The organism is Methanosarcina sp. UBA411, assembly GCF_002495725.1.
In the GTDB taxonomy this organism is placed as follows: domain Archaea; phylum Halobacteriota; class Methanosarcinia; order Methanosarcinales; family Methanosarcinaceae; genus Methanosarcina.
The window spans coordinates 100,435-126,946 of the sequence record NZ_DAGK01000003.1 but is presented as its reverse complement, the minus strand read 5'-3'; the positions used below and the strand labels follow the sequence as shown (position 1 = coordinate 126,946).

Genomic DNA, 26,512 nt, shown 5'->3' with positions numbered 1-26,512 from the left:
CTTCATATATTTTAAAAATGCCAAATATATATCAACAAATCAAATATAAATTTTCAACTATATTTACACCCAGCTCCTGCTTTTACAACTTCTTGTAGTTTACTCCGTTGTCTGGCAGTTCTCTGGATATTTTGAGGTGACTTTTAATGGCAAAGGCAGATAGGAAAAACAAAAAAATAGTTCAGTCCAAAAAATGCATTGGGTGCGGAATATGTGCTTCTGTTTGCCCTGTAAATGCAAAACTGATTAAGAGTGATAATTTTGATCCAGATACCACTGAACTGGCGATGCGGATCCTGAACGGAGTAGCAACTATCAATGAAGAACTATGTATCCGCTGTGGAGCCTGCTCAAAGACTTGCCCTGTGGAATCCCTAACCGTAGTAATTCTGGAAACCGCAACTGCATAACTTATCTTTTCTAAAAAATAGGAAAATGCTGAGTATCAGCATTTTATTTTTTGTTTTATCCCTTAAGCAAGATACACTGTTAAATAGCATTCAAGGGACGTCCGGTATAATTATATCCGGTATAATTTACAGCATCTCTTTTGCTAATTTTATATCTTCAGCTTTTACAGTTTTCCTGCCCGCGTGTTCTGCAAGTTTTATTGCTTCTCTTGAGATCTCAAGTCCGTATTCTTCCAGAATTTCCGTAAGGGCCATTCCCGCACTCTCACTAACTCTATGAGCACCTGCGGTCCTTATTAAACGCTCAATTGGTGCGAATGGTATTACTTTTGCCATATTATCCTCCAATCTTCTTTATTTGTTAATATATATGCTTATAACCCCTGATTTTGTAATCAGATTCTATAAATAACTTTGCTTGTATTGGGGTTTTTACTTTCTTTCTCGCTTTTAATAGCTTTTTTCTCCTTTATTTTACTTTCCAGAGCTTCTCATTTGTTTTTTATTTAACCCTGAGTCCCTCTTCGGGCTTCCGTATCCGTTTCGGGAGTACAGGGAATAGTAAACATTCAGTAAGTTGTGACATAATCTTAATTCCACTGGGCGCTTTCCGGCATAGTTGCGGCTCTGTAGACCGATCCAATCTAATCCAGTCCCGCCTCGGAGTTTCGGTTCAAAATGCGCTAACGATATGTAACTCTCTAGTGTGCTGCTTTTCTCACTGCGCGAGTCTCATCTGGGGAGTACGCTGTCCATTTGTTCACGTAGTTATAACAGTTAAGTAAGTTTTTTGGTAGGCACTAGGTTTTTTTCGATTATTGGGCATGGAGCGGTTATTGGCACTGAAGTGAGTCAGGTGTAGATCTATTTTTCGAAATCTTGATATGATATTATCTGAATCTAAACAGATATGCTTTTACAGGAACTCCTTGGCATTAATGAAGAGGTCTATTTTATAGAGGATAATTATCTATCCCAGAGAACTATTGAGCGTACTCTTGACTATCTTAAAGGCGTCCGGAGGTTTGCAGAGGAGCGCCGGATGAGGCTCCTTAGAGTTCGGGAAGGAGAACATACACTTGGGTTGTTGCTTTTCAATGCAGCAGATGAAGAAGTTCCTGTAGATTTCTGGTCAGTTTTTACAGGAGCTCTTGCGGAAGCTTGCTCAAAAAAAGATTTTGAGGTTCTTACAGATTCTCTCCTTACTTTTAGTCTCCCTGAAAGAGATATTGAGGTTTCTTCGGAAAGCTGGCGAGACGCCGTTAATGAGTACTATTCGATTATGCTTGTAAATCGGAATCTCTGTCAGGGTTGCACTGTCAGACCCGAGTCTTATGGGAGCGTTTTTTCTGAAAATCGTGTGAAAAAGGTGGCAGAAATTTTCGATCTTCTTCAAAAAAAAGATTTTTATCCTAAAGGCAGGATACTTGAAGTCTGCTGTGGAAACGGGATGTCCACACTTGCCCTTTACAGACTAGGGCTTAACCCGCTGGCTGTAGAAATTAACAAATGTACAGTCTGCCAGGGGCTTGAACAGGGAGTTTTGAACCCTCAACGAACGGTTGTAATGGATGCAACTGCTCTTTCCATATATTTCGAGCCAGGAAGCTTTGATGCCGTGATAGGATTTATGCTAGGGCTTGTTTATGAGTTCAATAAAGAATTGTGGATAAATATTATTAGAGAAGCGGTTGCGGTCGCAAATGAGGGCGCTCTCATACTTTTTACTGTTAGCAGCAAGCCTGAGATTGAAATTCTTGCCAGGGCCCTTCTCAGGGTAGGAGTTGAAGGTGAGGTTGTAGATAATACCGATTCTGAGGGAACTTACGATCAGTGGTTTTTTGTAGGAAGAAAACAAAAAGCTTAACTTGCAGGCTACAAATTCTAAGAAATTTATATTTCTGGTTTTTATTTTAACGCTGCAAAATATTCTTAAATTAGGATTACAATTTATTCATAAAACCAATAGAGGTCCCTTATCTCAATGAAGGGAATAGTTACGAGTTTTGAACTTTTTCTAAAAACCGTTTTCTTTAATGTTAACGGCCGAAAAGTATATACTTGTTAACAATACTATATTAAAGAATTCTTATCAGCGCAGGCCTTTCTAGTACTGCGTTTGTATCTCTAAAATTGATTTTCCTCTGGTTGTGGTTACGGAAAGTAGGCTAAACTTAACCGAAAAACCCCCTTTTCCGGTAAAACCACATGAAATTGTACCAAAATCACAATCTGAGGATTTATTCACTTTACTCAAACGGATCAAAATCTTAACCCGGAAAATTCCGGAATCTCAATGAAACCCTCGAAAAAAATTCAAAGTCTACTATCAAGAATAGTAAAACCGGTTATTTTGATTCGTTTTTAAGAGGTTCATCCATGAGTGTAAAAATTACCGAAACCATCCTCCGGGATGCACATCAGTCTCTCTTGGCAACCAGAATGCGAACAAGAGACATGCTCGAAGTGGTTGAACAACTGGACCAGATCGGGTATTTCTCCCTCGAAATGTGGGGAGGCGCCACCTTTGACAGCTGTATCCGCTATCTAAATGAAGATCCTTGGCAGCGCCTGAGGGACATTAAAAAAGAAATGCATAACACCGACGCTCAGATGCTGCTCAGGGGCCAGAATCTCGTAGGGTACAGGCATTATTCTGATGACGTGGTCGAGAAATTCATTACTAAGTCTTATCAGAATGGAATTGACATTTTCCGGATTTTTGATGCGGTCAATGATGTCCGGAACATGGAATTCTCTATCAAAGTGGCAAGAGGGCTTGGTGCTCACGTACAGGGTACGGTCTGCTATACCATAAGTCCAGTGCATACTGTTGATAAATATGTTGAACTTGCAAAACAGCTTGAAGAACTAGAGTGCGATTCCATCTGTATCAAAGATATGGCAGGTCTCCTTTCACCAAATGACGCCACCCAGATAATCAGTGCCATGAAAAAAGAGATTTCCATTCCGATTTCTCTGCACTGCCACTGTACCTCCGGAATGGCTCCTATGAGCTATATGGCAGCCTGTGGCTCAGGAGTCGATATTCTTGACACTGCACTTTCTCCCTTGGCCTGGGGAACTTCTCAGCCTCCAACTGAAACAGTCGTAGCCGCCCTTAAAGGCACCCCTTACGATACCGGTCTGGATCTGAATGCTTTTGAAGAAGTCGTTAAGTATTTCAAAACTCTTAAAGAGAAATACCGGGGCATACTTGACCCTATTTCCGAACAGATCGATACTAACGTGCTTATCTACCAGATTCCAGGAGGAATGCTTTCTAACCTCGTCTCTCAGCTAAAGGAACAAAACGCTCTCGACAAGTACGATGCTGTACTTTATGAAATGCCCAGGGTTAGAGAAGAACTTGGATATCCGCCTCTTGTAACTCCCACAAGCCAAATTGTGGGCACCCAGGCGGTTCTTAACGTGCTTATGGGTGAACGTTATAAGGTTATACCTAAAGAAGTAAAGGATTACGTGCGCGGCCTTTACGGTCGTCCTCCTGCTCCCATAAGCCCGGAAATAATAGGTAAGGTAATCGGAGACGAAGAACCTATTCACTGCCGTCCTGCCGATTTACTTAAACCTGAATATGAAAAAAGGAAAAAAGAAGCCGAGGAAATGGGCATTGCTAAATCTGAAGAAGATATTCTTACCTATATTCTCTATCCAGCTATCGCCCCCAAGTTCCTGAAAGGAGAAATGGAAGAAGAAAGTCTCGCAATAGTTGCCCCTGTCCCTGCAGTTCAGCAGGAGCACACAGTCCCAACTCATTTCAAGGTCGAAGTGGATGACGAGATCTACGAGGTTAGAATTGAGCCTCTTGGGGGAGGAATTTCCGTATCTGAAGCTTCTTCCAAAAAGCCGAATGCAGAGTCTGTTAAAGGAGCTGTGAGCATCTCAATGCAGGGTATGGTTCTCTCTCTTAAGGTCAAGGTCGAAGACACTGTTTCAGAGGGCGATACAGTTGCTGTCATCGAAGCTATGAAAATGGAAAATGCTGTTCATGCTCCCCATTCAGGCATTGTAAGAGAGATTTTCGTTTCTGAAGGGGACACTGTATCCCCTGGCGACATAATTATGTCAATCGAATAAATGTAACGAGGTGGAAGGATTATGTTCAAAAAAGTACTCGTTGCAAATCGTGGTGAAATTGCAATCAGGGTTATGCGTGCATGTCGGGAGCTTGGAATTTCAACGGTTGCTGTCTGTTCGGAAGCCGATAAAAATGCTCTTTTCGCCAAATATGCAGATGAGGCCTATCTAATAGGTCCGGCTCCTTCCAGCCAGAGCTATCTGAATATGGAGGCTATCCTTGCAGTTGCAAAAAACACAGGAGCAGAAGCAATTCATCCAGGCTATGGTTTTCTCTCCGAAAACCCTGTCTTTGCAAAGCGCTGTGAGGAAGAAGGAATTGTTTTCATAGGTCCCCCCAGCCATGTAATTGCCGAGATGGGAAGTAAAATCAGGGCCAGAAACCTTATGATGAAGGCTGGCGTACCTGTTGTGCCAGGGACGAAAGATGCGGTTGAGGATGTGGACGAGGCAGTAAAAATTGCAGAAGAAATCGGTTATCCTGTTTTGATTAAAGCCTCTGCAGGAGGCGGCGGAATCGGGATGAAAGTAGTCCATTCCAGGGACGAACTCTCCACTGCACTCAGTTCTACTAGGCAAATGGCTGGCTCGGCTTTTGGGGATTCTTCGGTTTTCATTGAAAAATATGTCGAGGAACCCAGGCATATAGAGATCCAGATTCTTGCAGACGGATATGGAAACACAATTTACCTCTCGGATAGGGAATGCTCCATCCAGAGGAGACATCAGAAGCTTATTGAGGAAGCTCCTTCCCCTATCATGACCCCTGAACTCAGGGCACAGATGGGAGAAGCCGCAGTCAGGGTAGCAAAGACAATTGGTTACGTAAATGCCGGTACTGTGGAGTTTCTTTATTCAAAGGGCAACTTCTACTTCCTTGAGGTCAATACTCGCTTGCAGGTTGAGCATGGGATAACTGAGATGGTCACCGGTGTTGATATTGTAAGGGAGCAGCTCAGGATAGCCTGGGGAGAGAAGCTTGAGTTTAAACAGGAAGATATCGTTATCGACGGGCATTCTATTGAGTGCAGGATCAACGCGGAAGATCCGTTAAATGATTTTGCTCCTTCTCCCGGAAAGATTCGAGGATACCGGTCTGCAGGTGGGCCTGGAGTTAGAGTGGACAGTGGAGTACATACAGGCTATACGATTTCTCCTTATTACGATTCAATGATTTCGAAACTCTGTGTCTGGGCAAAAACAAGAGATGTAGCAATTGCCAGGATGGAAAGAGCTCTCTATGAATATGTCGTCGTTGGAGTTAAGACAAATATACCCTTCCATAAAGCGGTGATGCGCAACCCTGCCTTCCGCAAGGGTGATCTTACAACGGCTTTCATTGAAGACCATAAGATTCTGGAATCGGTTGAAGAGGTTGTCAAAGCAGACGCTGAAAAGGGGGCTACTCTTGCTTCGGCTCTTGAAGCAAAAGACAAAAAAGTTGCGGCCATCACTGCTGCCGTGCACGCCTATGTGAGCATGGCACAGAATACACAGCAGTGATACGTATCCTCCTAAGAAAGGGATGGGTTCTGGTCAGTCAGACATGAAACAAACTAAACTAAAAAATTATATACGGTGGAACGCATACAGTTGTATGGGGTGCACGGATGGGAGATAAAAGATCTCGAATTATCAAGGCACTTAAAGATGCACAGAAAAGTCCTGTTTCCGGAGAGGAATTGGGGCTAAAGTTAGGGATCTCAAGGACAATGGTCTGGAAGTATATCAAGTCCCTTCAGGCTGATGGTTATGAGATAGAATCATCTCCAAAAAGGGGATATGTTCTGAAATCCGTACCTCAACTCCTGTACCCGGAAGAAATCCAGATGGGGCTCAAGACAACTCTTCTAGGGAAAAAAATCCAGTATTTTGAAGAGGTAACTTCTACAAATAGCATTGCAAAAGAAATTGCAGCATCCGAAGAAGAAGGCACTCTTGTGATTGCTGAAGTCCAGAAGGGTGGTCGCGGCAGGATGGGCAGGGAATGGATCTCTCCTCATGGTGGGATCTGGATGTCTGTGATCCTAAAGCCTGGAATTCCTCTGAGGCATGCTTCAAGGCTTACTCTGGTCGCAGGGCTTGCGGTTGCAAATGTTATTCGTAGTATGGGCCTTGATGCCCGTATCAAATGGCCAAACGACGTTCGCATTAATGGAAAGAAGGTCTGTGGAATTCTTACTGAGGCAAAAGCTGAAGTGGATAGAGTGGACTATGTTGTGCTGGGAATAGGGATTAACGTAAATATGGATTTAAAAGATATCCCTGAATCTATCCGTGCAGGCTCCACAACATTAAAAACCGAGCTTGGAAAGCATATCAAGAGGGTTTCGTTCCTTCAAGATTTCCTTTTCGAGCTTGAGCAGCAGTACATAAACTTCAAGACCCAGCCTTTCTCACACATTCTCAATGACTGGCTTGCTCTTTCCGATACCATCGGAAAAGAGGTTAAGGTCACTACACCTTCACGAATTATAGAAGGTAAAGCCGTAGGAGTAACCCCCGACGGAGCTCTAGTAATAAGAAAAGCCGACGATACCAAAGAAGAAATTATTGCAGGCAGATGCATTTATGCGCGTCCCAGATAAACAAGGAATAAAGGAGGTTAAAGAGACAAACCTTGTTTCTCTATTTTCCTTTTGCCTCCTTATCTCCCTATGCTTCTCAGTATTTTTTTACTCCATGTCACCTGCTTTAGCTGCTGACGATGACGAAAGACTTTCTATTGTTGCTGACAATGAAGACAGGCTTTCCATCATTATCATCAACGGAGGAGAGATTTATGTAAGGTCCGGTGATGCTCATAACTTTTCACAGGATTATCAACTTTATATAAAGGGCACAGATACTGAAGGCAAAAGAATCTGGATTGAACTTAGCAGAAATGGAGTTCTCCTTCAGGATGATATAGTTACTGAAGGCTCTCAGTTTGTGTATTCTAAGAACTCTACCGAAATCTTTAATCTGACCGTGGATACGATATATAAGGGAGCCGATGGAGTACTTGTGAAGTTCTCACCTGTATACCAGTATCTTGATACCAAGCTTCCTGCGCCTCAAATGCCAGCCGAATCGCTTGAAAATGCTTCGAATAATGCCTCTTCCATCGACCCTGAACTGGAAACTCAAGCCAAGGGTTTTGGTATGCCTATCTTTCTCCTTGGGCTGGGAACCGTGCTTCTCGTGACAGGTTTCTTTGCAGGAAAAGGAACAAAAAAATAACTCCTAATAACTGAAAAACAGATTAATTTAAATTGAATAACAAAGGAAATCGGATAAAAGCGGTAAGAGAAAACTCATTTAAAAGGAATAAACCGGGGACATTTTCCCTGAAATTGATTTTTGTCGCCGGTTTCCCTAGTTTTTACTCATTGGAGAATTTAACGTCCCCTTTCTCGATGAGGAGTTTGAGATCTTCAAGACTCATACGAGCGTTTTTCTGAAGCTTTTCGCGGGCATCGCTGTGTTTCTGGCTTACTTTGTGCTCTTCTTTCGTAAGCTGTAACTCTTTTAACTTATCCAGATATAAGGAAAGTTCTTTCCGATTATTGGCAATGCTGGTCTTGAGCGGATCAATTTTTTCTTTAATTGAGTTTATATTCGTGATTTTATCCGTAAGCTGGGCATGGTATGTATTAGCTTCTTTTCGGATTTCATCAGCAGATTTGAAATTTTCTAGCATTTCCAGGTGGCAGGCCTGAGATTCGTCTGAAAGAGCCTGGATCTTTTCATGGATTTCATCCCCTTTCTTATGGATTCCTTTTGACTCTTTATAACTATCCTGGATTTGCGCATGTAGTTCATTTGCCTTCTTTGCAGCTTGCAGGCGTTTACTGAGATCATTCAATTTCTGGAAGATTTTAATTTCCACTGCTAAAGGCAGTTCTTTATTAAGAAAAGCGTCAAGCTCGGCTTCATAAGCTTTTGTGAGAGATTCCACACTTCCGTGGGAACATTTATTGCATTCGTCCCTCTGTTCCTTGAGTTCTGCAATCCCTGAAAACAGTTCTTGCGTCTTTGAATTCACATCACTTCTTTTTTCCTTGTACTCACTAATTGCTTTGTTGATCTCGTCCCTTTTATCCCTTAGTTCTTGTGCTTTTGCAACCTTTTCCTTAACCTGATGATTCAGAGAGTCTCTCTTTTCCCTTAGTCCGTCGATATCGGTCCTGTTAATCTTCAATTCTTTAAAAATCGAAGCCAACTGCCTTTCGCTTTTCTCTATCCTGCTCCTGAGCTCGTTTACCTTGCCCTTCAGCTCCCGTTCGTTAAGGTTTGAAAGGTCGGCCGTTGCAATTTCTGTGCTTGAAACGTCGTTGGTCATGTACTATCTCCAGCGTATTTTCGAAAAAGGGTTATACTTTCAACTTTTCCCAGTAATTCAGGGCTTCTTCGTGGTTTTTTATTTTGGTGCTGAGCCATTTATGCTGGGATTTGCTTTTAGAAATCTCTTCACTCTTGCTGCCGTCATCCTCTGCAAGTTGCTTTCCCGACTGTATTAGTTCATTTAGTTCCAGATTTGAATTCCTGGCTTCCTCCATTCTGGCATCGGTTTGCAGGAGGACGTTTTCTCCAAGTCCGGCTGCCCGAATAATTTCACGCAGGTTTTCCATAAATGAGTCTTTAAGTCTCTTCTCCTCTTCGGGTTCGATCTGCCCTTTGAGTTTTTTGAGTTCTTCCTTGACTTTACTTACAGTAGTCGGGTCCAGCTTAGGGAAAACATCTTTTTCAAGGAGAGCCTCGGTCTGATGGTAAAACTGCTGGCGCTTCTCCTTGAGGACTTCTTTTCTCTCCTCCATCCGGATTCTGGAATTCTTTGCGTTTTTTGCAGCTTCTTCGACCTGGTTCAGCCTAATGCCCAGTTCTCCAAATTCTTTTCTATCTTCTTCTAGAAACCGCCTGTGTTTTTCCACAACTGCGGAGATCAGCTCCTCTTCGGTCAGCACTCTGATTCCGGCTTCGTCAATGTTCTCAGTCACTGTATCACGATCTGAATTTTTATTTTATACTATGTTGCTCTATTCCGGTATATAATCAGCCCTGAAAGCCAGTGGCTTGACTTTCACTGACTCAGTCTCTCCTGGGATCAGTCCGATAATATTGTCGGATTAAACCCTGAATATCTGGGCGTGAGGTACGCCGTCAATCACTATCACTGAATCAGGATCAATTAACCCGCATTTTATGGCGAACTCGATTGTTTTTTCTCCAAAAAGATTTGCAGTTGTAGCTTCTTCAAGGGCTTTCTTGAGTTCTTCTTCGGAAACGCATTCCCCTTCATAAAAGGCCCTGCTGATCTCCACTACGGTTTTACCGTGTTTCAGGGTCTTTCCGAGCACTTCCTTATCGCAGGCCGCAACAAGGACATGCTCCCCATTTTTATAAATCTTTATATACATACTCTCCCTTTTAAATAGTATTGCCCTTTTAGTATTTACAGCTTAACCGTCTTTATTTTATCTGTAGCTGATTTATCAACTTTAATGTCTTAGAAGATATTTGATATCTTGAAGCTCTTTGTGTTGTAGATTTATTTAACAGCTTTTATGTGTTCTAGATTTGGTTTGAAAAGGTCTCCTTTGGCTACCATTTTCTTTATGATATCTTCTGCATGAGTTCTATCAATTCCATGCTCTCTTTCAGCTTCTGCATATACTTCTTCCAATGGGGCTCCTTCCTTTCCCGGATATCTCTCACAGACTTTTTTAATCATATCTTTCAGAATCTTTATCTTATTTCTCTGGCTCATGCTTGTGCCAGAAGCGATTATATCTGCATCAAGAGCTCCGGTCTCGGGGTCAACACCTACGTTTTTCAGGCAATTCATAGTTATTCTGATAGTTCTTTTTGCATCTTCAAGCGTGACTGTATTGCTCAAGCGGACTCTTGCGCTTGCTTCAGAGAGGCGAACAAGCGCCTCAAGCTGTCTGGCAGTTACGGGCACAGGGGTATTTTTGCTCTCTCCGGTTTTTCTGAGGTCCGTGTAGAAATTTATGAGGTAAACCCTCGCATCTTCCTCCATTACAGGAAATACGTTCTTGCGGGCGTATGCAACATATTTTCTCATGATTTCAGGCTGTATGACAGGTTCAATAACCTCCATTTCAGCGTCGACAAAATCTTCCGTAATATGGGAGCCAGGAAGTTTTTCCCGTTGCTCGAAAAGTTCTCCTGCATAATGAGATTGTAGAATATGGTTAGCAATTCTGGTATCCAAACTATGGTCAGGGGTATCAAGCAAAACAAAGATAAGATCAAAACGGGAAAGCAGGGCGGGAGGCATGCTTATCTGCTCTGCAAGGCCTTCGTACCTATCAAAACGTCCATATTTTGGATTTGCAGCTCCCAGGAGGGCACAACGGGATTTAAGCGTGGCAATAATCCCTGCTTTGGCAATACTTATGGTCTGCTGCTCCATTGCCTCGTGCAGGGCGCTTTTATCCTCTGTTTTCATTTTATCCATTTCGTCAACAGCAGCGATTCCCATATCAGCCATGACAAGGGCACCGCCTTCAATTGTCCATCTGCCGTCGTTTAGGTCGTCTTTTACAGCAGCAGCAGTCAAACCACTTGCTGACGCACTACGCCCTGAAGTAAAAACGCCTCTGGGAGAAAGTTTGACCACATAGCGCAGAAGCTGGGATTTTGCAATTCCAGGGTCTCCTACAAGCATAACATGGATATCGCCCCTTATTCTGGAACCGTCAGGAAGGTTTTTCACAACGCCCGAAAATAATTGAAGGGCGAGGGCTTCTTTTATTTCTTCGTACCCATAGATCGAAGGCGCAACAGAGCCGACAATTTTTTTGTAAATTTCAGGGTCACGGGAAAGCTCAAGAATCTGTTCCTCATCTTCAGCAGTTATTTCAAGTTCGTCGTAATCTTTATCCAGTTGCTCTATAGAATTTGCTTCAAGCACAAGGTCATAGAATGTAGATTTTCCATCTTTCAGGGTGCGCTGTCTGGATCTCAGAATTCCGTTAATTATGACCCTGTCTCCAGGAGTGACATTTCCTGTCAGATCATCTTCAGAATCTACCTCAAGGCTCTGGGGCTGTGAACCACCTTTGAGGTTTTCAGGTGATTCCTGAATCTGGAGCTTCTGAGCATCGATAAAGGTGGAATCTTCAATTATTACCTTGAAAGGCCCTTTCTTTCCACAGGTTTCTTCTTCACAGCCTGCAAAGGGCTCTTCGAATTTGAAGCTGTTTTGCTCCGCAATAGTCACATGTCCGCATCTGAGGCACTGGAAGGCAGCTTTAGTAATCCTTGGCCTCACTTCTGTTGCTTTCCTTATCATTCCCTCGATTGCGACAAATTTGGAGAGATGTTTGCTTCTGAGCTCCCTTATAGATACTCTGTTCGGGATTTTTATTATCCTTACATGAGCATATTCAAGGCTTTTCTCAACAGGAAGGTCGATTTCTTTCAGGGCAGCTTCAGCCGCCTGTATAAGTTCTCCCGGATGTTCTAGAAACTCTTTTGAGAGCTCTCTGTCAAATTTCTCGATATCCGTAAAATCCACACCAAGGCTTCGCTGATCTGGATACTCGTTTGCAAGCTGGAGAATTTCATTCCAGTAATAGTCTTTAAAAAACCTTTTTAGCCTTTCATCCCACTTGCTTTCTGTTTCAGTCATATCGTTCTCTATCTGGCTTTAGGTAAAATTTTCATTCTTCGTTACAAGATTTTCTGTTTAAAAAATATTTTAAAAAAAGTTAAAAATACGTATCATAAATCCTGATGTAAGAACAGGTTTATTCTCATATGAACTTTTCCATGCTTTCCGAAGCTTCTGTTTCATGGCTATCAGACTCTTTTAATGCATATCCCATTTTTCTTTCGGTTTTTCTTATTATGCCCCGTAAAGTCTGAACTTCCCTCGAGGTTAGTCCTGCTCTTCCGAATATTCTCCGCAGCATCAAAAAAGTTTTATCTTTTTTATGGGGGGGATAGTCGATTTCCTCCAGCAGTTCTCCTAGATGCTCGTATAGAAGCTGGAGATCAAACCCATCGGCAAGGGGATTATTTCCTCCTTCCAGATCTGAGAGTTCGTAAAGCACCACTGCAACAGCATGTGAAAGATTCATAACAGGATAGATTTCAGAAGTTGGAATCGTAAAAATCATATCAAAACTTTTGAGCTCATCATTCCGGAAACCGACATCTTCACGCCCGAAAAGAATTGCAATTGTCCCGCTACAATCTTTAAGTTTCTCTTTGAGTTCTCTGGAGGTATAAAGTGGAAGCCGGATGTGCTCTCCAGTTTTCAAGCTTGTTACTCCAGTAGTTCCTATTTTCAGGCTTGCGCCTTTTACGGCCTCTTCAAGCGTTGAGGTAATTCTTGCTCCTTCAAGGACGTCTCTTGCATGGGATGACATGGCTCTTGCTTCCCCTTCTAGTTTACAGGGATTTACGAGCACAAGATCAGTATATCCGAAGTTTTTCATTGCTCTTGCAACGGATCCGACATTTCCCTGGTACATAGGCTCTACAAGTATTATACGAATCTCAAGTGACAATTTTCTCAATCCTTTTTAAAATCAGTTTTCAAGTGTGATTGCATCTTCCATACAGACAGTCACACACATTCTGCAACCAAGGCAGTAGGACGGGTCCTTTAAGACACAGACCTTTCTTCCGTGCTTCTCTTCTATTGAGTAAACCCTCGGACCTTTCGGGCAGGCGGCCTTGCATTTGCCACAGCCTGTACATTTCTTCTCATCAATATATATTTTCATGCAGATTATTTTTCCAAGATTATTTTTCCATATATTTCTGCTTCATTGTTGTTAGTGTATTGGGCTTGTAAGGTCTTGTTGTGATCTCTTTTTCTTGTTTCATTCCTTCCCTGTTTTAAATTTGATTTTTTAGTCCTTGTTTTCTTTTTAATTTCTTCTCTTCTTGAATTCAGAAATCTTATCTATATACTCAGATATATTAAGTCTTAAGTTGGCAGATGAGGTGGAAAAATCAAACCACAGGTTCAGTTACTATATTGGCTTCAACTGCATCTAAAGTTTAAGTTCAAAGATTGTTCTATGTTTAAATTATAAATATAGTTATTTTTAATAAGAAATGGTGATTAAATGACTCTTGAACAGATTTTAAAAAATACATTTAAAGGAGAAACGACCGAGGTTGGCTGGTATCTTGCAATGTCAAAGATTGCCGAGAGGGAAGGATTTGCTGATGTTGCAGTTTATCTCCGCCAGATCGCCATGGACGAGGCATGGCATGCTACTGAAGTAGCTGAAATTCTCGGACTTGTTAAAGAAACAACCCTTGAAAATCTGGAAATGATGCTTGAAGGAGAGAGTAAAGCCGAAGTCGAGAAAGCTGAAGCTGCAGAACTAGCTAGGAAAGAGGGCAATACAAGAGCTGCTCTTTTCTTTGAGAGAGCATCTTTGGACGAAGCCAGGCATAAAGCAGGTCTTAATGGATTCCTTGAAAGGCTGAAAAAACAGCAGTAAAGAAAAACGGATCTTTTGATCCTTCTTTTTTTCATATTTATAATTTTTAAATATAAGTTTAATAATTAGCTGCACTGCTTACCGTAATTCGGTTGGTTAATTATAAAAAGCTGGGTTACATCAGGCATACAGTTTTATATTATTTCGAATAATATAGTCTCTGGGTCTGAAATCTTTTCCTGGATTCTAAATATATTTAATCCGGATAAGTGGTGGAATATCGGATTCTTCACCTTCTGTATAGGGGTCTAATTTCAGGGGGAGCTGAATCAAAAATTCGCTGTGTCTGTTAATTGATTCAGTAATCGATCAGCTCTGATCTATGAATTTAGCTTTTGCTTCCGATTTTCGACGCAGGTCTTAGGTTTAATAATGATATCAAATCTAAGACTAGTAACAATAAAATTGTGAAACAGACATCAAATCAAACAAATTTTGAAAATAAAATATTAAATCGAACAAATTTGAAATAAAGAGTAAACTAAACAATCTTGAAGTAAACATGGATCAATTGAGTTGGAGGAATATATAATATGGTAAGTCGTGAATATGTTAAAGGTGATCTTCCCGAGAAAGCTGCAATCCTGCAAAGAGATGGCGAAACGTATGCAATTGCTCCCCATATTCCTGGAGGAATCGTATATCCTGAAACGCTTAGAAAAATAGCTGATATTGCAGAAAAGTATGGGGCTGCAGCCCTCAAGATTACCTCGGCCCAGAGGATTGCAATTGTAGGATTAAAAGAAGAAGATCTGGACGCGGCATGGGGAGAACTAAATCTAAAACCCGGAGCTGCTATAGGACTCTGTGTCCGCAGTGTTAAAATCTGTCCTGGCACTACTTTCTGCAAGAGAGGCAAACAGGATTCAGTCGGTCTTGGATTAAAGCTTGATGAAAAGTACCACGGGATGCAGCTTCCTTCTAAGTTAAAAATGGGGGTTTCCGGCTGCCAGAACTCGTGCTCCGAACCTATGATTAAGGATATAGGGCTCATGGGTACGGCAAAGGGTTTTACTTTATCCGTTGGTGGCAGTGCAGGACCCCGCCCTAGACTAGGAAGTGTAGTGGCAAAAGACCTTTCCGAAGAGCAGGCTCTAGATCTTGTTGAAAGGATAATTAACTTCTACAAAGGATACCCAAGGCCAAGAAGAATCGGAGAAGTAATTGACGAGATCGGGCTTGAAAAATTCAAAGAAGAGATCGGATTGTAAAAAGTTCTCCTGGCTTTCAGGGAGCTTTTCAAACGGACCAACATCAAGCCTTTTTGAAAAGATTTGTAATTGACTTTTTCTTTTTCTGCATTTTCACTTTTTACTTTTTTGCCGCCTAATTTTTTATTTCTTCCGTCTGGAAGAATTCTATAAGATTATTTTATTATTTATTTTTTATAATTTAACTATTATTTTATAATTTTCGTTTTTTTCTTTCTCGTTTGATTACTTTCACTCCACTCATTTTTGCGACTCAGTGGGCTTTTTAATCTTCTGTTTAATAAAGATAATGTTTAAATATAATAGATACAAACACTAACAGACTATACAAACCTTATGCAGACAGTCGCTACGGCTATCATTCTGTCTTTACTATCATTGATGTTCTGTAACGTGACAATTGTAAAAGCAGTACTAGTCCCCAGTTTTTGATTCGTACATAGGAGGAATAAACTATCAGTGAGGAAATGCTTTATTTTTCTGGGCTCTCGGATGCACTAAGAATGACGTTTGTCCAGATTATGATATTCAGTGCAATAGCCCTTGTAATTTTCTTATATGGTCTGATAACTGACTTCCAGAAATGGGGGACAGGAGTCACAGGTTATGCTCTTGAACCTCAGGAAGGAAAAAAAGGAAGTGCGATCACATTCTTAAAAACCTGGTGGAAGCAGGTAACAGCAAAACCCCATAACGGACATGGAAAGCCTATTCTGGAAATTCTCATACTTGACATTCTCTTCCAGAGGAGAATTCTCAAGAGAAGTCCTATTCGCTGGATCATGCACTTATGTATTTTTGGAGGCTGGATGACCCTCTTTGCCCTATCAGGGTTGATGTTTTCAGTCGAAATGATCGAAAAGATCGGAATCGAACTCCCGTTTACCCCCGCCGAGTTTAGAGATATGCTCGCCATTCCGAACTATATCTTTGGGTATATCCTGCTTATCGGGCTTCTTATAGCAATAGTAAGAAGGCTGTTTGTCTCTGAAGTCAGGGAAGCTTCCATTATGTATGATTGGGTCTTGCTCGGAGTCATTTTCATAGTTACGATTTCCGGTTTTCTCGCCGATGGAATCCGAACAGGATTTATCTGGAGCTTTGGGCTTGACCCCTCAGTAGCACCACCGGCAGCGCTCTTCCATTCTATATTTTCCCTGATCTTCTGTATCGCATGTATCCCATACACTAAATATATTCATGCAATCGCCATGCCACTTGCACTTCTTGCAAATAAAGGAGGCGAATAAAAATATGGCAAAACGTACCCCTTCAATCGATACGAAGAATCTTACCGCAGTTCAGCTCATGGAGCTTGACGCCTGCGTTCGCTGCGGTGAATGTGTAAAATGGTGTCCGACTTATGACGCTTCCGGTGGGAAACCAGGATTGGCCCCCAGGGATAAAATCCTGCGCTGGAGGCAGTTCATGAACAAGTCCTACGGGTTTAAAGCAAAACTCTTTGGTCCGCAGGAAATTCCTCAGTCCGAACTTGAAGAATTCAAAGACGATATCTACGGTTGTACTACGTGCGGTGTCTGTGGAACCGTTTGTGAGGCAGGTATTAACACCGTGGAACTCTGGGAAGCCATGAGGGCAAACCTTGTCAAGAAAGGAATCGGGCCTTATGGAAAGCTGGCTGGTACAACTAAAACAATAAAGCAGTACCATAATGCTTACATGCTTGACCAGAAGGACAGGCTTGCCTGGGTTCCCCCAGATGTGAAAATTGCAGATAAAGCAGATATTGTCTATTTCACTGGCTGTACTGCAGGATACAAGCAACTTTCTCTTGCCTTTGCGACCTCACGTGTGCTTAACAAGCTGGGCATTAAATTTGCCATGCTTGGGGAAGAAGAATGGTGCTGCGGTTCAAACCCTATCAGGACAGGCCAAATAGGTTACCAGGATGTAGCCCACGAAGCTGCAAAACATAACGTTGAAGCTCTTCAGAAAAAAGGTGCCAAAAAGGTTCTCTTTGCATGTGCAGGCTGCTTCCGTGCTGCAAAGGTTGACTGGCCCAGGCTTCTAGGTAAAGAACTGCCTTTTGAGGTTGTTCACATCACAGAATTCCTCGCAGGCCTAATAAAAGAGGACAAAATCAAATGGGAAAAGTCTATTAACAAGACAGTTACCTATCACGACCCCTGTCACCTTGGCCGCCATGTTGGCGTCTTTGATGCTCCCAGGTATGTGCTCTCCCATATTCCGGGCGTTAAGTTCGTTGAAATGGACAGGGTAAAAGAATTCCAGCGCTGTTGTGGAGCTGGAGGTGGTGTAAAGGCAGGAATGGGTGATCTTGCTGTGGCAATTGGAGAAGCCAGAGTTAAGGACGCCCTTGAAACCAATGCAGACATCCTCTCTAGTGCTTGTCCCTTCTGTAAGAGGAACCTCTCGGATGGTCGGGATGCCCTTAAAGCTGACATTGTTGTAGAAGATGTCATCGAGCTGGTTGCAGAGGCTCTAAACCTCAAAACTCAGTAAAACCATTTTAAAAAAGGCTTGACCTTTCAAATCCTTTCAGAAAAGGTTTGAGCAAAAGCAGAGGTTTTAGACTTCAAAACTGTAAGCTTAAAGAGTAAAGGCTGGATTTCCAGCTTTCTTTATTTCTCTTTTCTTTCTTTTTATTTTCATATAGCAAAACTTAAATACCGATAATTGCTTTCCCATCAACATGTACATTCCTTATGAATTCCTTGGAAAAATTTTTATATATCTGGTTCTTTTTTCTCTTGTAGGAATCGGGATCGCTCTGTTCATAGGGGCATATTCAGTTAAAAAACACAGGATTATTTTTCCAGGGTTCATTCTGTTCATGCTTTACCTCTTTTATTCCCCTTCAAAATGGCTCTGCAGAGCTTTTAGGATTAGGGATACCCTTGTTGACGATATCCTCATTGACGTTCGGAATGCTGCCATGTATGATGATTTCGTGCGTGTTAAAGGAAAGAAAATTTTGCTTCTTCCTCAGTGCCTGCGTCATCCGAGCTGTAAAGCTAGATGCGACCCGGTTCACGGGTATGAATGCAAAAGATGCGGATTATGTGATGTTTCAAAAATCTCCGAAGCTGCCGATAGGTGCAATTTCCAGGTTTTTGTAGTGCCTGGGGGAAGTTTTGTTAAAAAAATCTTTAAGGAATACAGGCCTGAAGCTTGTATAGGCGTTGCCTGCTATAATGAGCTTTCCGAGGATATGCAGGCTGTGTCTTTTGTTCCAGTCCAGGGTGTTCTTCTTCTAAAGGATGGCTGCTTCAATACTGAAGCCAATGTTGAGGAAATTATTCAAAAAATGGAGATGTGCAATGTATAATTTCATTGGAAAAACTCTTTTTTATTTCATCGTCACCTCCCTTATTCTCTCTGGCATAGCTCTGGTTGTCAGTAAAAGAAGTCTTACAAGAAACGTGTACCTTGCAGGCTTTTTCGCAAATGTACTTGATTTTTTTTATTTGCCTCTAAGGAATATTTTCCTTAAATTTTCCGATACACGAGTTCTGGATAAATGGATGGCATCTCTGAAAAATCGAGCCTATAAGTCTGATTTTGCAAAAACAAAAAAGAGGATTCTTCTGGCTCCACACTGCATGCGGAGTCTTGACTGCCCGGCTTATTCTACTCAGACAGGGATACAGTGTAAATCCTGCGGGAAATGCGTCTTTACTCAGTTGAAAAAAGATGCTGAGAAATATGGGTATAGATTATTCATTGTTACAGGTTCCTCCTATGTAAAGAATATCCTTAAAATGGAAAGTGCCGACGGTGTCCTTATGATCGCCTGCGATTACGAAATCAACAAGGTAATGCGTGCGCTTAAAGGTAAGGGAGTTATAAGTTACGGAATTCCTATGGAAAGGGACGGCTGCTTCGGGACAGAAGTGAATTATCAGAATGTCCTTGATGTTTTTGAAACTTTTAAAAATTGAGCTGAATCAATAAAAAAGCAAATCTTCTATATTTATTTTGAAAATCAATCTTATTTCTCAGGAGAACCTTTCTTTGATTTGCCAGCAATCTATCTTATTTACCCAGAATTTCCTTTCATTTTATTTGCCTTCCCCATTCTATCGTAATTTTAAACTAATATCAACACTTTAAATGCTTCCAATTACACACATATAATATGAGGATATTTCAGGGTCTTTTGAAGGTGCTACTTGCATGTATGATGTAATCATTATCGGTGGTGGTCCTTCCGGAGCCTCGGCTGGAAGAAGGGCAGGAAAACTTGGACTAAAAACACTTCTGCTTGAGAAAGAAAATTTTCCTAGATACAAACCTTGCGGAGGTGGACTTTCAGAGCATGCGATGTCTTATCTCGATTTTGAACTTCCTCAGGATATTATTGAATGGGGTGTTACAGGGGCAAAGATTATTTTCAGGGATCAATCAATCGAGGTACACAAGGATCATCGGGTATCTGTGCTCGTATCCAGGAGCAAATTTGACAATTTCCTTCTTGAAAAGGCAAAAGAAACGGGGATCGAAGTCCATACAGGAGAAAAAGCTCTGTGCTGCAGGGAAATGCCTGACTGCATTGAAGTTGATACCAGGCAGGGGACATACCAGGCAAAATTCGCGATAATTGCAGAAGGCGCTCAAGGACTTGTCAAAACCTGTGTACGGCCCACGGATAATAAAGACGAATATGGAATTTGCCTTGTCACTGAAGTTCCTGCCGACGAGAGTGAAATTGAAAAGCGCCTGGGAAAAGCCACGGAACTGCATTTTGGGGCCGCAGGCGGCGGATACGGCTGGATTTTCCCTCATAAAACCTATTATTCCGTTGGAATTGGCGGGATTATCAAGGATTTTCCACATCCGAAAGAGTCCATGCTTGAGTTTCTGAAGGAAAATGGCTTTTCCGGAGAGTATAAACTTCACGGGCACAAGATCCCCTGGGGAGGACTTAAGCGAAAAGTAATGGGTTCAAGGGTCCTTCTAAGCGGAGATGCTGCCGGATTTGTCGATGCTTTTTCAGGTGAGGGGCTTGCCTATGCCATCAGTTCAGGGCAGTTTGCGGCTGAGACAGTTGCAGGGGTTTGCCTACAGGGCAAAAATCTGAAAGATCTAAGCAAATATGAGACTCTCTGCCGGAATGAGTTTGGAACTCACCTCAAGTATTCGCTTATGTTTTCCAAGATAATGCATCGTTTCCCTGACCGGACATTTAAGATTTTCACATCAAGTAATAAAATGCTTGATAAATATCTTGAGGTTATGGATTTCACGATTGATTATAAGGATTACCTGCGCTGGTGTCTTTTAAACTTCAAACTCAGGTAATTCAGAAGGCGTTTAGAAAACAGAGAGATTTTAAGCAAATCTCTTGATGTTATGGATTCAAGTATTGATTATAAGGGTTATCTTTATTGGTCATTAATTGCTTGCTCTCTCTTTTTCTTCATAAGGTTCAAGCTCACGTAATAAAACCAATAAGAACTTTTTAGAGTACTCTTTTTCTTTCCTTTACCTTTTTATCGCTCCAGCCATTATATATATTTTAAGGGCAGTTTACTCCTGCCTTTATAAAGTTTCACTTATTCCGTAAGCGGGGGGCTTAGCATGTACGATTTGATTATAGTAGGGGGAGGACCCTCTGGAGCATCGGCAGGAAGGACAGCCGGGAAAAGGGGACTTTTAACCCTTTTAATCGAGAAAGAAAATTTCCCCAGATACAAACCCTGCGGGGGAGCTCTTTCTTCTTATGGTTTATCTTGCCTGGATTTCAAGATACCTGAGTCCGTAATCGAGAGAAATATCTCAAAGGTAAGGGTTCATTTTCGAGGTCGATTTGTAGAAGGAACGAAAGAAACGGACTTAGCCGTACTGATTTCAAGAAAAATTTTTGATACTTTTTTGCTTGAGAAAGCCAGGGAAACTGGAATTGAGGTTCATACCGGGGAAAAGGTTCTGGACTTGATTGAAAAAGAAGATTGGGTTGAAGTCCGAACCACTGATAACACCTATCTGGGAAGGTTCGTTCTTATTTCAGAAGGTTCAGGTGGGACTCTTAAATATAGGGTAAGACCGAGAGATAAAAAAACAGAATACGGGCTGGGTTTGGTGTCGGAAATTCCTGATAAAGATGAGACTATAAGGAGTCGGTTTCCAGGCACTATAAATGTTCATTTTGGGATTGCACAGGGAGGATATGGATGGATCTTTCCTCATGCAGGATATTATTCTGCAGGTATTGTAGGAACAGCTCAATATCTTGGGCATCCGAAAAAGGTACTGCTGGATTTTCTGGAGGAAAACGGCTTGTCAGGTGACTTTCCAGTTCGTTCCCATATTATTCCCAAGGGAGGTATAAAAGGAAAAACTCTCAGTTCAAGGCTGCTTTTAAGCGGAGATGCTGCCGGGTTTGTCGATGCTTTCACAGGAGAAGGCATTTCATATGCTATCCGATCAGGACAGCTTGCTGCAGAGACTGTTGCCAACCTTGTTATGTACAGTCTGAAGTTAAGTAGCCTCAAAGCCTACGAGTCCGCCTGCAGGCAGGAATTCGGAAGTTACCTTGCCAGTTCTCTTAAAATGGAGAAAATAATGCATCGTTTTCCTGAGATCTCTTTTAAACTGGCTGTTAGCAACAGAGATATTTTAGATAAGTATCTGGATGAAGTGGTAGTCAATAGAAATTATAAAGATTATATCCGTTGGCTACTACTGAATTTCTGCCTGATTGAATCTGTTTCCAAAATAAAATCTCTTAAACTGGAAGGAACCGGTAAGGACTGATTTAAAAATAAAGGAAGATAATATGGGGAAAAACAAGGAAAATGAGAATACAGAAAAAATGAATAAAGAAGAAAGAATAAAAAGAATAGAAAAGATAATGAAGAAACCGAGATGAGAAAAAATGAATAGAAAACTGAATAAGGAATCCGAAATAGAGAGAAAATGAATAGAAAAAGGGAAGAAAAGAAAGTAAGTTTATGCGAGTGAGGCACGTAAGCTCCCTTCTGTTCCTGCAAAGATTTCCTGCCACCAATCAGTAGAGGAAATGGTCCTTAAGACTCTTGCAGTGATGGCATTCGGCTATGCGTTTTCTAAAACAACCGGGAGAGTCCGGAATGCTCTTTCCTCCCGATTTCCAACTTGCACCCACGAGGATTCGCCGTTTCATCCACTTCCCCTGAGACCTCAGCTTTCGCATCATCGCATTTTCAGAGGGTGGTTCTCGTTTCTGTGCCAGGGCCCGGGCTCTCGCCCGACATCCTTTACAGATGTTCGTGTATCCGGAGTGGTGGGGAGACTTTCCTCAGACCTGAAGGCCCGTTAGCCATCCAGCCTCTCTCGCATATTACCTTTTGGTAGCCTCTACATATTTCCTAATTATATATATTTTTTGGAAAATCGTATCTGTGAATAACTGAATATGTTTTTCTATAAATCCGAGATGTCTCTTTTATTTTATATTTTTTTGCATTTTATATTTATAATTTTTCAAGGCAGTTATCGGTATACAATTTCTTTATTTATATAAATCTTGTGTGTTTTAGGCGCGTCAAAATATTAATATATATGCATTGTAATTCATAAGCTATGGATAGACTTTTTCCGTCTCCATGGCTTGTCCGAAAAAATCTTATCGGTACTTTAATATCGGGCAGTAGCTAATAATTTATGTCATTTTGCAGGCTTATTTTTCAAGAGGTAAAACATGAGTGATTGTCTGTTCGATTTGCATATTGGATATGTACGTTTTAGAAACCCCATTGCACTGGCGCCTATGGCAGGAACTGTTGACAGTGCTTTTGCCAACCAGTATGCAAACAATGCCGGGCTGGTAATTCTTGGGGCCTTCAATCTGGATAAGGCTTCAATAGATGTTGCCTCAGCTCTCGTAGCCCGGGGTAGAAAAGAGTTCATTTCCGATGAACCTATGAAGCTTATAAAAGAGGAAATCCGAGCAGTAACGTCCGGAAGTGCTGTAGCAGTAAATGTCAGGAGCGCTACACTTGAACCCCTCATCGAAGCTGCAAAAATTGTCAAAGAAGAGGGAGCAATTCTTGAGTTAAACGCTCACTGCAGGCAGCCCGAAATGCTCGAAGCCGGGCTGGGAGAAGCTCTTCTCCATGATCTTCCAAGGCTTTCAAAGTGGATCAGGGCGATAAAGGAAACCGGAGTCGTGCTTTCAGTAAAAGTAAGGGCAAACGTGGTCGACGATATCGAACTTGCAAGGCTTATCGATAAGTCGGGTGCGGATATCATACATGTTGATGCCGGGCTGGAAGGATTTGGGACCGATCTTGATGCAATCCTCAATTACAAGGACGCCACAAGACTCTTCCTGATCGGAAACAATTCGGTCAAGGATTTTGAGGCCGCAAAGGAGATGTTTACCCGAGGAGCTGATATGGTCTCTGTTGCTAGAGGAGTCCTTGAAAATTCCGGGCTTATACAGGAACTGGTAGAAAGCGTTACCTCTTACCAGCGATCAATAGGCTGGTATAATGCTCCCAAGCACGTTTGCAGTGAAGGGGACTTCAGAGGGCTGGCTTTCTGCTGCCTGCCTGTAAAACCCTGTCCTGTGCATGAAAAGTTCCGAAAATTGGGATATACGGCAGAGGAGTTCGCCAGGACAAAGCTTGATTTTGCCAAAGGCACAATGCTGGAATACGGCGGAGACACATGCTTCGGAAGCCTTGCCTGGTGCTGTAAAATCACCAAGCCCTGCTGGATCAGGGATGGGGTTTTAAACACAATCGGTCTCTCTGATGTAGAATACATGAAGCTTAAACAACAACTGGCAAAATACGTACTGGACCATGCCAGAATTCCGGTAAATGAATCCCATTAATACTGGTTTCACCTGCCCAGTACCTGGACGGGCAGAAAACCCACAGATTTCAAGTTTTATTGCTCGCTGTGCCCAGCTTGCCATGCTGCTTGAGGTTTCGGCCTCTCCTAAGCCAGGAAACGTGGATAGGGAGCATAATTATCCTGATACCTGCTTTGAGCATTTCGTAGCTTCTTCGGTAAGCGTGTATCCTGTTCTCGAACTAGCTGCAAAAAGCAGGGACGGAGTAGGTGAACTTATCAGAAGCGCGGTTTGCGAAAGCTCTGCCTGGCAGAAAGGGGGAAATACCCATTTCGGTGCTTTTCTGCTACTTATCCCACTTTCAATGGCTGCAGGAGATCTCTTCAATTCCTACGAAAAAATTCCTTCTAAGCTCTTACTTGAGGAATTAGAAGCCCTTACTTCACGTGCACACGCTTTTGTTCAGGCAACGGATTGTGAGGATGCTGTTGAGTTCTACAGGGCTTTTGGAGTGGCAGGTGTCAGAGTTAACGATGTAGATGAATTCAGCCTTGGAGATCCGGATTCAACAGCCGAGCTCAGAGCAAAGGACGTCACCCTTTACGAGCTTATGGATATATCCAGGGGATATGACCTGATTGCAAATGAGTGGACTTCGGGCTTCGGACGCTGCCTTGAGGGCGCAAGAAGCATTCTTGAGTTCATGCAGGCGCGAAACTGCGGAGCAGAAGCTTTGACCAGCGGCTCAGTTTCCAACTGTTCGGGCACAGGAATCAATGAGGCTATAGTATACACTTTTCTGAAACTGCTTTCAAGGAATAGGGATACCTTTATCCAGACCAAATTTGATACCGAAACTGCAGATTACGTCTCTTCCAGAGCAGGCGAACTTCTTTCAGATTGGGAAATTTCAGGGAAGAGCGCAAAGGATTTTGCTTCCATTCTTCCTAAAGTGCAGGAATTTGATTCCGAGCTTCTGGAGAAAAGGATCAATCCGGGCTCTACGGCAGATATTATTATTGCAGGGCTTTTTATTGCCCTTCTTGGAGGACTACGTTTTTGAAAAAATTTGATGAATCCGGAGATAGCTGTAAACCAGATATTGACCTCTCTGAATATGGGATTCTGGCAGGTATCTCTGAGACAATCGTAAGTACGGGGCTTGAGACTCCCAATGCGGCCCCTATAGGGATTATCAGGAAAAACAAAAAGACCTTTGTCCGGATTTTCAAAGGCAGCCAAACCGGGGAAAACCTGGTTCGGGAAGGTTTTCTTGTAGCAAACGTGGTATATGACTCCCTGCTCCTTGTACGTTCCACCTTTTTTGATATCGAACCTTCCGAATTCGATTTTGTGGATATTTGTGGGAAAAAGTTCCCTGTCCTGAAATCAGCCATTTCTTGGGTGGCTTTCAGGTGCACCAACTTCAAGAATACGGAACAGACTGTGGTATCCGACCTCATTCCGTTCGGGGCAGGCTTTTGTGAGGCGAACAGGAGAGCAATTCCAGCTCCTAACCGCGGCTTCAATGCCGTGCTTGAGGCTACTGTCCATGCAACTCGCTACCAGCTTTCAGGAGAGAAGAAATATCTCGAACTGATCCGTCATTATGAGTCGCTGGCTTCCAGATGCGGAGGAGAAAACGAGAAAAAAGCTATGAAATTGCTTTATGAAGTCCTGGGGCTGTGAATTTTTGTGGCTGTGATAGGGCTCCCTTTTAAAGTTTATAACTTCTCATTTTCATTATTTCGAACCTTTTTTAGAAAATTATATTATCCTCCTCGGGTATGACTATTTCTCATGAGTTTTCAGAGAATTGCGTGGGGCATTACAGGTGCCGGACATTTCCTGGACCGCAGTTACCAGGTCTTCAAGGAAATCAAGCTCCGAAACCCCGAGGTTTCCGTAAACACATTTATCTCCAGGGCTGCAGAGGAGGTGCTACGTATGTATGGGCTTGAGCAAAAGCTTGTTAAAATCTCCGGAGGAGACTACCTTGAAGAAATCTTTCGGGAAAGCGAGCAGGGTTCGAGTTCTCCAAAGGTCGGGCGTTTCGGTCTTGACAGGTACGATGCCCTCTTCGTTACGCCTGCAACCTCAAACACGGTTTCAAAGATTGCGTATGGGATTGCGGATTCCCTTGTTACCAATGCCGTTGCTCAAGCTGTGAAAGGAAGAGTGCCTGTTTACATCGTGCCCGTGGATATCGAAGGTTCAATCATCTCGGAAATGCCCTATAATATTGACCGGAAACTGTGCAGGCATTGTGAAGAATGCCCTCCGAGAGAGAACTGCCCTCAGGGAGCAATCACTGAGAAAAATGGCTCTACAGACCAGATAGAGCTCCTAAAGTGCAAGGGCTGCGGAATCTGTAAGGAACTCTGCCCTTATGGCGCTATCAAAGGCGGGCCTGTGGAAGTCCTGGTCAGGGATGTGGATATGCGCAATGTTGAGATTGTCAAAGGTTTGCAGGGGATAACCGTGCTTGAAAGCCCGGAGAAAATCCTTGAGTTTTTCACGCCTGAAATAGATTCTTAATTCTTAAGCTGATTC

General features: G+C 42.4%; 25 protein-coding genes and 1 other RNA gene. 18 read left to right on the top strand and 8 right to left on the bottom strand.

Annotated features, from left to right (window positions below; genetic code table 11):
* Positions 1–146: 146 nt before the first annotated feature.
* Positions 147–410, top strand: coding sequence for a 4Fe-4S binding protein (locus BP861_RS01670; RefSeq protein ID WP_292371935.1), 264 nt, complete (start codon positions 147–149; stop codon positions 408–410).
* 126 nt (positions 411–536) lie between these two features.
* On the opposite strand, the gene BP861_RS01665 is transcribed toward BP861_RS01670, so the two are convergent.
* Positions 537–746: a histone family protein gene (locus tag BP861_RS01665; RefSeq protein WP_011306577.1), complete on the bottom strand. Its 210-nt coding sequence runs from the start codon at positions 744–746 to the stop codon at positions 537–539.
* A gap of 574 nt (positions 747–1,320) precedes the next feature.
* Between BP861_RS01665 and BP861_RS01660 the strand changes: the two genes are divergently transcribed.
* From BP861_RS01660 to BP861_RS01640, 5 genes are all read left to right on the top strand, one after another.
* The gene (locus BP861_RS01660; protein ID WP_292371922.1) at positions 1,321–2,277 is read left to right on the top strand and encodes a class I SAM-dependent methyltransferase; all 957 of its coding nucleotides are present in this window, start codon (positions 1,321–1,323) and stop codon (positions 2,275–2,277) included.
* A 512-nt stretch (positions 2,278–2,789) separates the two neighbouring features.
* Positions 2,790–4,511, top strand: coding sequence for a sodium-extruding oxaloacetate decarboxylase subunit alpha (gene oadA / locus BP861_RS01655; protein ID WP_292371920.1), 1,722 nt, complete (start codon positions 2,790–2,792; stop codon positions 4,509–4,511).
* Positions 4,512–4,532: 21 nt separating this feature from the next.
* On the top strand, positions 4,533–6,014 hold the full coding sequence (locus BP861_RS01650) for an acetyl-CoA carboxylase biotin carboxylase subunit (protein WP_292371918.1): 1,482 nt from the start codon (positions 4,533–4,535) through the stop codon (positions 6,012–6,014).
* 107 nt (positions 6,015–6,121) lie between these two features.
* On the top strand, positions 6,122–7,099 hold the full coding sequence (locus BP861_RS01645; RefSeq protein WP_292371916.1) for a biotin--[acetyl-CoA-carboxylase] ligase: 978 nt from the start codon (positions 6,122–6,124) through the stop codon (positions 7,097–7,099).
* Positions 7,100–7,193: 94 nt separating this feature from the next.
* Positions 7,194–7,733, top strand: a complete 540-nt coding sequence (locus BP861_RS01640) for an S-layer protein domain-containing protein (RefSeq protein ID WP_292371914.1) — start codon at positions 7,194–7,196, stop codon at positions 7,731–7,733.
* A 142-nt stretch (positions 7,734–7,875) separates the two neighbouring features.
* On the opposite strand, the gene BP861_RS01635 is transcribed toward BP861_RS01640, so the two are convergent.
* From BP861_RS01635 to BP861_RS01610, 6 genes are all read right to left on the bottom strand, one after another.
* Positions 7,876–8,835: a coiled-coil protein gene (locus BP861_RS01635; RefSeq protein ID WP_292371912.1), complete on the bottom strand. Its 960-nt coding sequence runs from the start codon at positions 8,833–8,835 to the stop codon at positions 7,876–7,878.
* A 31-nt stretch (positions 8,836–8,866) separates the two neighbouring features.
* Positions 8,867–9,490 carry a hypothetical protein gene (locus BP861_RS01630; protein WP_292371910.1) on the bottom strand — a complete coding sequence of 208 codons (624 nt, stop codon included), beginning with the start codon at positions 9,488–9,490 and terminating at the stop codon, positions 8,867–8,869.
* Positions 9,491–9,619: 129 nt separating this feature from the next.
* Positions 9,620–9,910 carry a DUF424 domain-containing protein gene (locus tag BP861_RS01625; protein ID WP_292371908.1) on the bottom strand — a complete coding sequence of 97 codons (291 nt, stop codon included), beginning with the start codon at positions 9,908–9,910 and terminating at the stop codon, positions 9,620–9,622.
* Positions 9,911–10,041: 131 nt separating this feature from the next.
* A complete protein-coding gene (locus BP861_RS01620; RefSeq protein ID WP_292371906.1) occupies positions 10,042–12,150 on the bottom strand; it encodes a minichromosome maintenance protein MCM in 2,109 nt (702 codons plus the stop codon).
* Positions 12,151–12,274: 124 nt separating this feature from the next.
* Positions 12,275–13,033 carry an RNA methyltransferase gene (locus BP861_RS01615; protein ID WP_292372069.1) on the bottom strand — a complete coding sequence of 253 codons (759 nt, stop codon included), beginning with the start codon at positions 13,031–13,033 and terminating at the stop codon, positions 12,275–12,277.
* Between the two features lie 21 nt (positions 13,034–13,054).
* Positions 13,055–13,252 (bottom strand): 4Fe-4S dicluster domain-containing protein, encoded by a 198-nt coding sequence (locus BP861_RS01610; RefSeq protein ID WP_292371904.1) that lies wholly within the window; start codon positions 13,250–13,252, stop codon positions 13,055–13,057.
* A 348-nt stretch (positions 13,253–13,600) separates the two neighbouring features.
* Here BP861_RS01610 and BP861_RS01605 point away from each other — a divergent pair, with 348 nt between their 5' ends.
* From BP861_RS01605 to BP861_RS01570, 8 genes are all read left to right on the top strand, one after another.
* Positions 13,601–13,984 carry a ferritin-like domain-containing protein gene (locus BP861_RS01605; protein ID WP_292371902.1) on the top strand — a complete coding sequence of 128 codons (384 nt, stop codon included), beginning with the start codon at positions 13,601–13,603 and terminating at the stop codon, positions 13,982–13,984.
* Between the two features lie 533 nt (positions 13,985–14,517).
* Positions 14,518–15,195, top strand: a complete 678-nt coding sequence (locus BP861_RS01600) for an NAD(P)/FAD-dependent oxidoreductase (protein ID WP_292371900.1) — start codon at positions 14,518–14,520, stop codon at positions 15,193–15,195.
* A gap of 467 nt (positions 15,196–15,662) precedes the next feature.
* Positions 15,663–16,445: a dihydromethanophenazine:CoB--CoM heterodisulfide reductase subunit HdrE gene (hdrE, locus tag BP861_RS01595; protein ID WP_292371898.1), complete on the top strand. Its 783-nt coding sequence runs from the start codon at positions 15,663–15,665 to the stop codon at positions 16,443–16,445.
* 4 nt (positions 16,446–16,449) lie between these two features.
* Positions 16,450–17,679: a dihydromethanophenazine:CoB--CoM heterodisulfide reductase subunit HdrD gene (gene hdrD / locus BP861_RS01590; protein WP_292371896.1), complete on the top strand. Its 1,230-nt coding sequence runs from the start codon at positions 16,450–16,452 to the stop codon at positions 17,677–17,679.
* A 190-nt stretch (positions 17,680–17,869) separates the two neighbouring features.
* Positions 17,870–18,505, top strand: a complete 636-nt coding sequence (locus BP861_RS01585; RefSeq protein ID WP_292371894.1) for a DUF116 domain-containing protein — start codon at positions 17,870–17,872, stop codon at positions 18,503–18,505.
* Positions 18,498–19,118 carry a DUF116 domain-containing protein gene (locus BP861_RS01580; protein WP_292371891.1) on the top strand — a complete coding sequence of 207 codons (621 nt, stop codon included), beginning with the start codon at positions 18,498–18,500 and terminating at the stop codon, positions 19,116–19,118. Before BP861_RS01585 ends, BP861_RS01580 begins: the two co-directional genes overlap by 8 nt.
* Positions 19,119–19,353: 235 nt before the next feature.
* Positions 19,354–20,478, top strand: coding sequence for a geranylgeranyl reductase family protein (locus BP861_RS01575; RefSeq protein WP_292371889.1), 1,125 nt, complete (start codon positions 19,354–19,356; stop codon positions 20,476–20,478).
* Between the two features lie 279 nt (positions 20,479–20,757).
* A complete protein-coding gene (locus tag BP861_RS01570) occupies positions 20,758–21,933 on the top strand; it encodes a geranylgeranyl reductase family protein (RefSeq protein ID WP_292371887.1) in 1,176 nt (391 codons plus the stop codon).
* Between the two features lie 201 nt (positions 21,934–22,134).
* On the opposite strand, the gene rnpB is transcribed toward BP861_RS01570, so the two are convergent.
* An RNA gene (gene rnpB, locus BP861_RS01565) (RNase P RNA component) lies at positions 22,135–22,493 on the bottom strand.
* 365 nt (positions 22,494–22,858) lie between these two features.
* On the opposite strand from rnpB, the gene BP861_RS01560 reads away from it, so the two are divergent.
* The 4 genes from BP861_RS01560 (at position 22,859) to BP861_RS01545 (ending at position 26,497) form a co-directional block, all read left to right on the top strand.
* Positions 22,859–23,998 (top strand): methanogenesis marker 9 domain-containing protein, encoded by a 1,140-nt coding sequence (locus BP861_RS01560; RefSeq protein ID WP_292371885.1) that lies wholly within the window; start codon positions 22,859–22,861, stop codon positions 23,996–23,998.
* A complete protein-coding gene (locus BP861_RS01555; protein ID WP_292371883.1) occupies positions 23,985–25,022 on the top strand; it encodes a triphosphoribosyl-dephospho-CoA synthase in 1,038 nt (345 codons plus the stop codon). The genes BP861_RS01560 and BP861_RS01555 overlap by 14 nt, the downstream gene beginning before the upstream one ends.
* A complete protein-coding gene (locus BP861_RS01550) occupies positions 25,019–25,648 on the top strand; it encodes a DUF447 domain-containing protein (protein WP_292371881.1) in 630 nt (209 codons plus the stop codon). The genes BP861_RS01555 and BP861_RS01550 overlap by 4 nt, the downstream gene beginning before the upstream one ends.
* Before the next feature lie 111 nt (positions 25,649–25,759).
* Entirely contained in the window at positions 25,760–26,497 is a 738-nt protein-coding gene (locus BP861_RS01545; RefSeq protein WP_292371878.1) for a dihydromethanopterin reductase (acceptor), read from the top strand.
* The last annotated feature ends 15 nt before the right edge of the window (positions 26,498–26,512 follow it).

Excerpts from the sequence above, each read along its gene's own strand:
- BP861_RS01625 (WP_292371908.1), bottom strand. The coding sequence starts at position 9,910 with ATGTATATAAAGATTTATAAAAATGGGGAGCATGTCCTTGTTGCGGCC.
- BP861_RS01605 (WP_292371902.1), top strand. The coding sequence starts at position 13,601 with ATGACTCTTGAACAGATTTTAAAAAATACATTTAAAGGAGAAACGACC.
- BP861_RS01570 (WP_292371887.1), top strand. The coding sequence starts at position 20,758 with ATGTACGATTTGATTATAGTAGGGGGAGGACCCTCTGGAGCATCGGCA.
- BP861_RS01575 (WP_292371889.1), top strand. The coding sequence starts at position 19,354 with ATGTATGATGTAATCATTATCGGTGGTGGTCCTTCCGGAGCCTCGGCT.
- oadA (WP_292371920.1), top strand. The coding sequence starts at position 2,790 with ATGAGTGTAAAAATTACCGAAACCATCCTCCGGGATGCACATCAGTCT.
- hdrD (WP_292371896.1), top strand. The coding sequence starts at position 16,450 with ATGGCAAAACGTACCCCTTCAATCGATACGAAGAATCTTACCGCAGTT.
- BP861_RS01555 (WP_292371883.1), top strand. The coding sequence starts at position 23,985 with ATGAATCCCATTAATACTGGTTTCACCTGCCCAGTACCTGGACGGGCA.
- BP861_RS01580 (WP_292371891.1), top strand. The coding sequence starts at position 18,498 with ATGTATAATTTCATTGGAAAAACTCTTTTTTATTTCATCGTCACCTCC.
- BP861_RS01645 (WP_292371916.1), top strand. The coding sequence starts at position 6,122 with ATGGGAGATAAAAGATCTCGAATTATCAAGGCACTTAAAGATGCACAG.
- BP861_RS01670 (WP_292371935.1), top strand. The coding sequence starts at position 147 with ATGGCAAAGGCAGATAGGAAAAACAAAAAAATAGTTCAGTCCAAAAAA.
- BP861_RS01620 (WP_292371906.1), bottom strand. The coding sequence starts at position 12,150 with ATGACTGAAACAGAAAGCAAGTGGGATGAAAGGCTAAAAAGGTTTTTT.
- BP861_RS01600 (WP_292371900.1), top strand. The coding sequence starts at position 14,518 with ATGGTAAGTCGTGAATATGTTAAAGGTGATCTTCCCGAGAAAGCTGCA.
- BP861_RS01545 (WP_292371878.1), top strand. The coding sequence starts at position 25,760 with ATGAGTTTTCAGAGAATTGCGTGGGGCATTACAGGTGCCGGACATTTC.
- BP861_RS01610 (WP_292371904.1), bottom strand. The coding sequence starts at position 13,252 with ATGAAAATATATATTGATGAGAAGAAATGTACAGGCTGTGGCAAATGC.
- BP861_RS01560 (WP_292371885.1), top strand. The coding sequence starts at position 22,859 with ATGAGTGATTGTCTGTTCGATTTGCATATTGGATATGTACGTTTTAGA.
- BP861_RS01660 (WP_292371922.1), top strand. The coding sequence starts at position 1,321 with ATGCTTTTACAGGAACTCCTTGGCATTAATGAAGAGGTCTATTTTATA.
- BP861_RS01665 (WP_011306577.1), bottom strand. The coding sequence starts at position 746 with ATGGCAAAAGTAATACCATTCGCACCAATTGAGCGTTTAATAAGGACC.
- BP861_RS01585 (WP_292371894.1), top strand. The coding sequence starts at position 17,870 with ATGTACATTCCTTATGAATTCCTTGGAAAAATTTTTATATATCTGGTT.
- BP861_RS01640 (WP_292371914.1), top strand. The coding sequence starts at position 7,194 with ATGTCACCTGCTTTAGCTGCTGACGATGACGAAAGACTTTCTATTGTT.
- BP861_RS01635 (WP_292371912.1), bottom strand. The coding sequence starts at position 8,835 with ATGACCAACGACGTTTCAAGCACAGAAATTGCAACGGCCGACCTTTCA.
- BP861_RS01650 (WP_292371918.1), top strand. The coding sequence starts at position 4,533 with ATGTTCAAAAAAGTACTCGTTGCAAATCGTGGTGAAATTGCAATCAGG.
- hdrE (WP_292371898.1), top strand. The coding sequence starts at position 15,663 with ATGCTTTATTTTTCTGGGCTCTCGGATGCACTAAGAATGACGTTTGTC.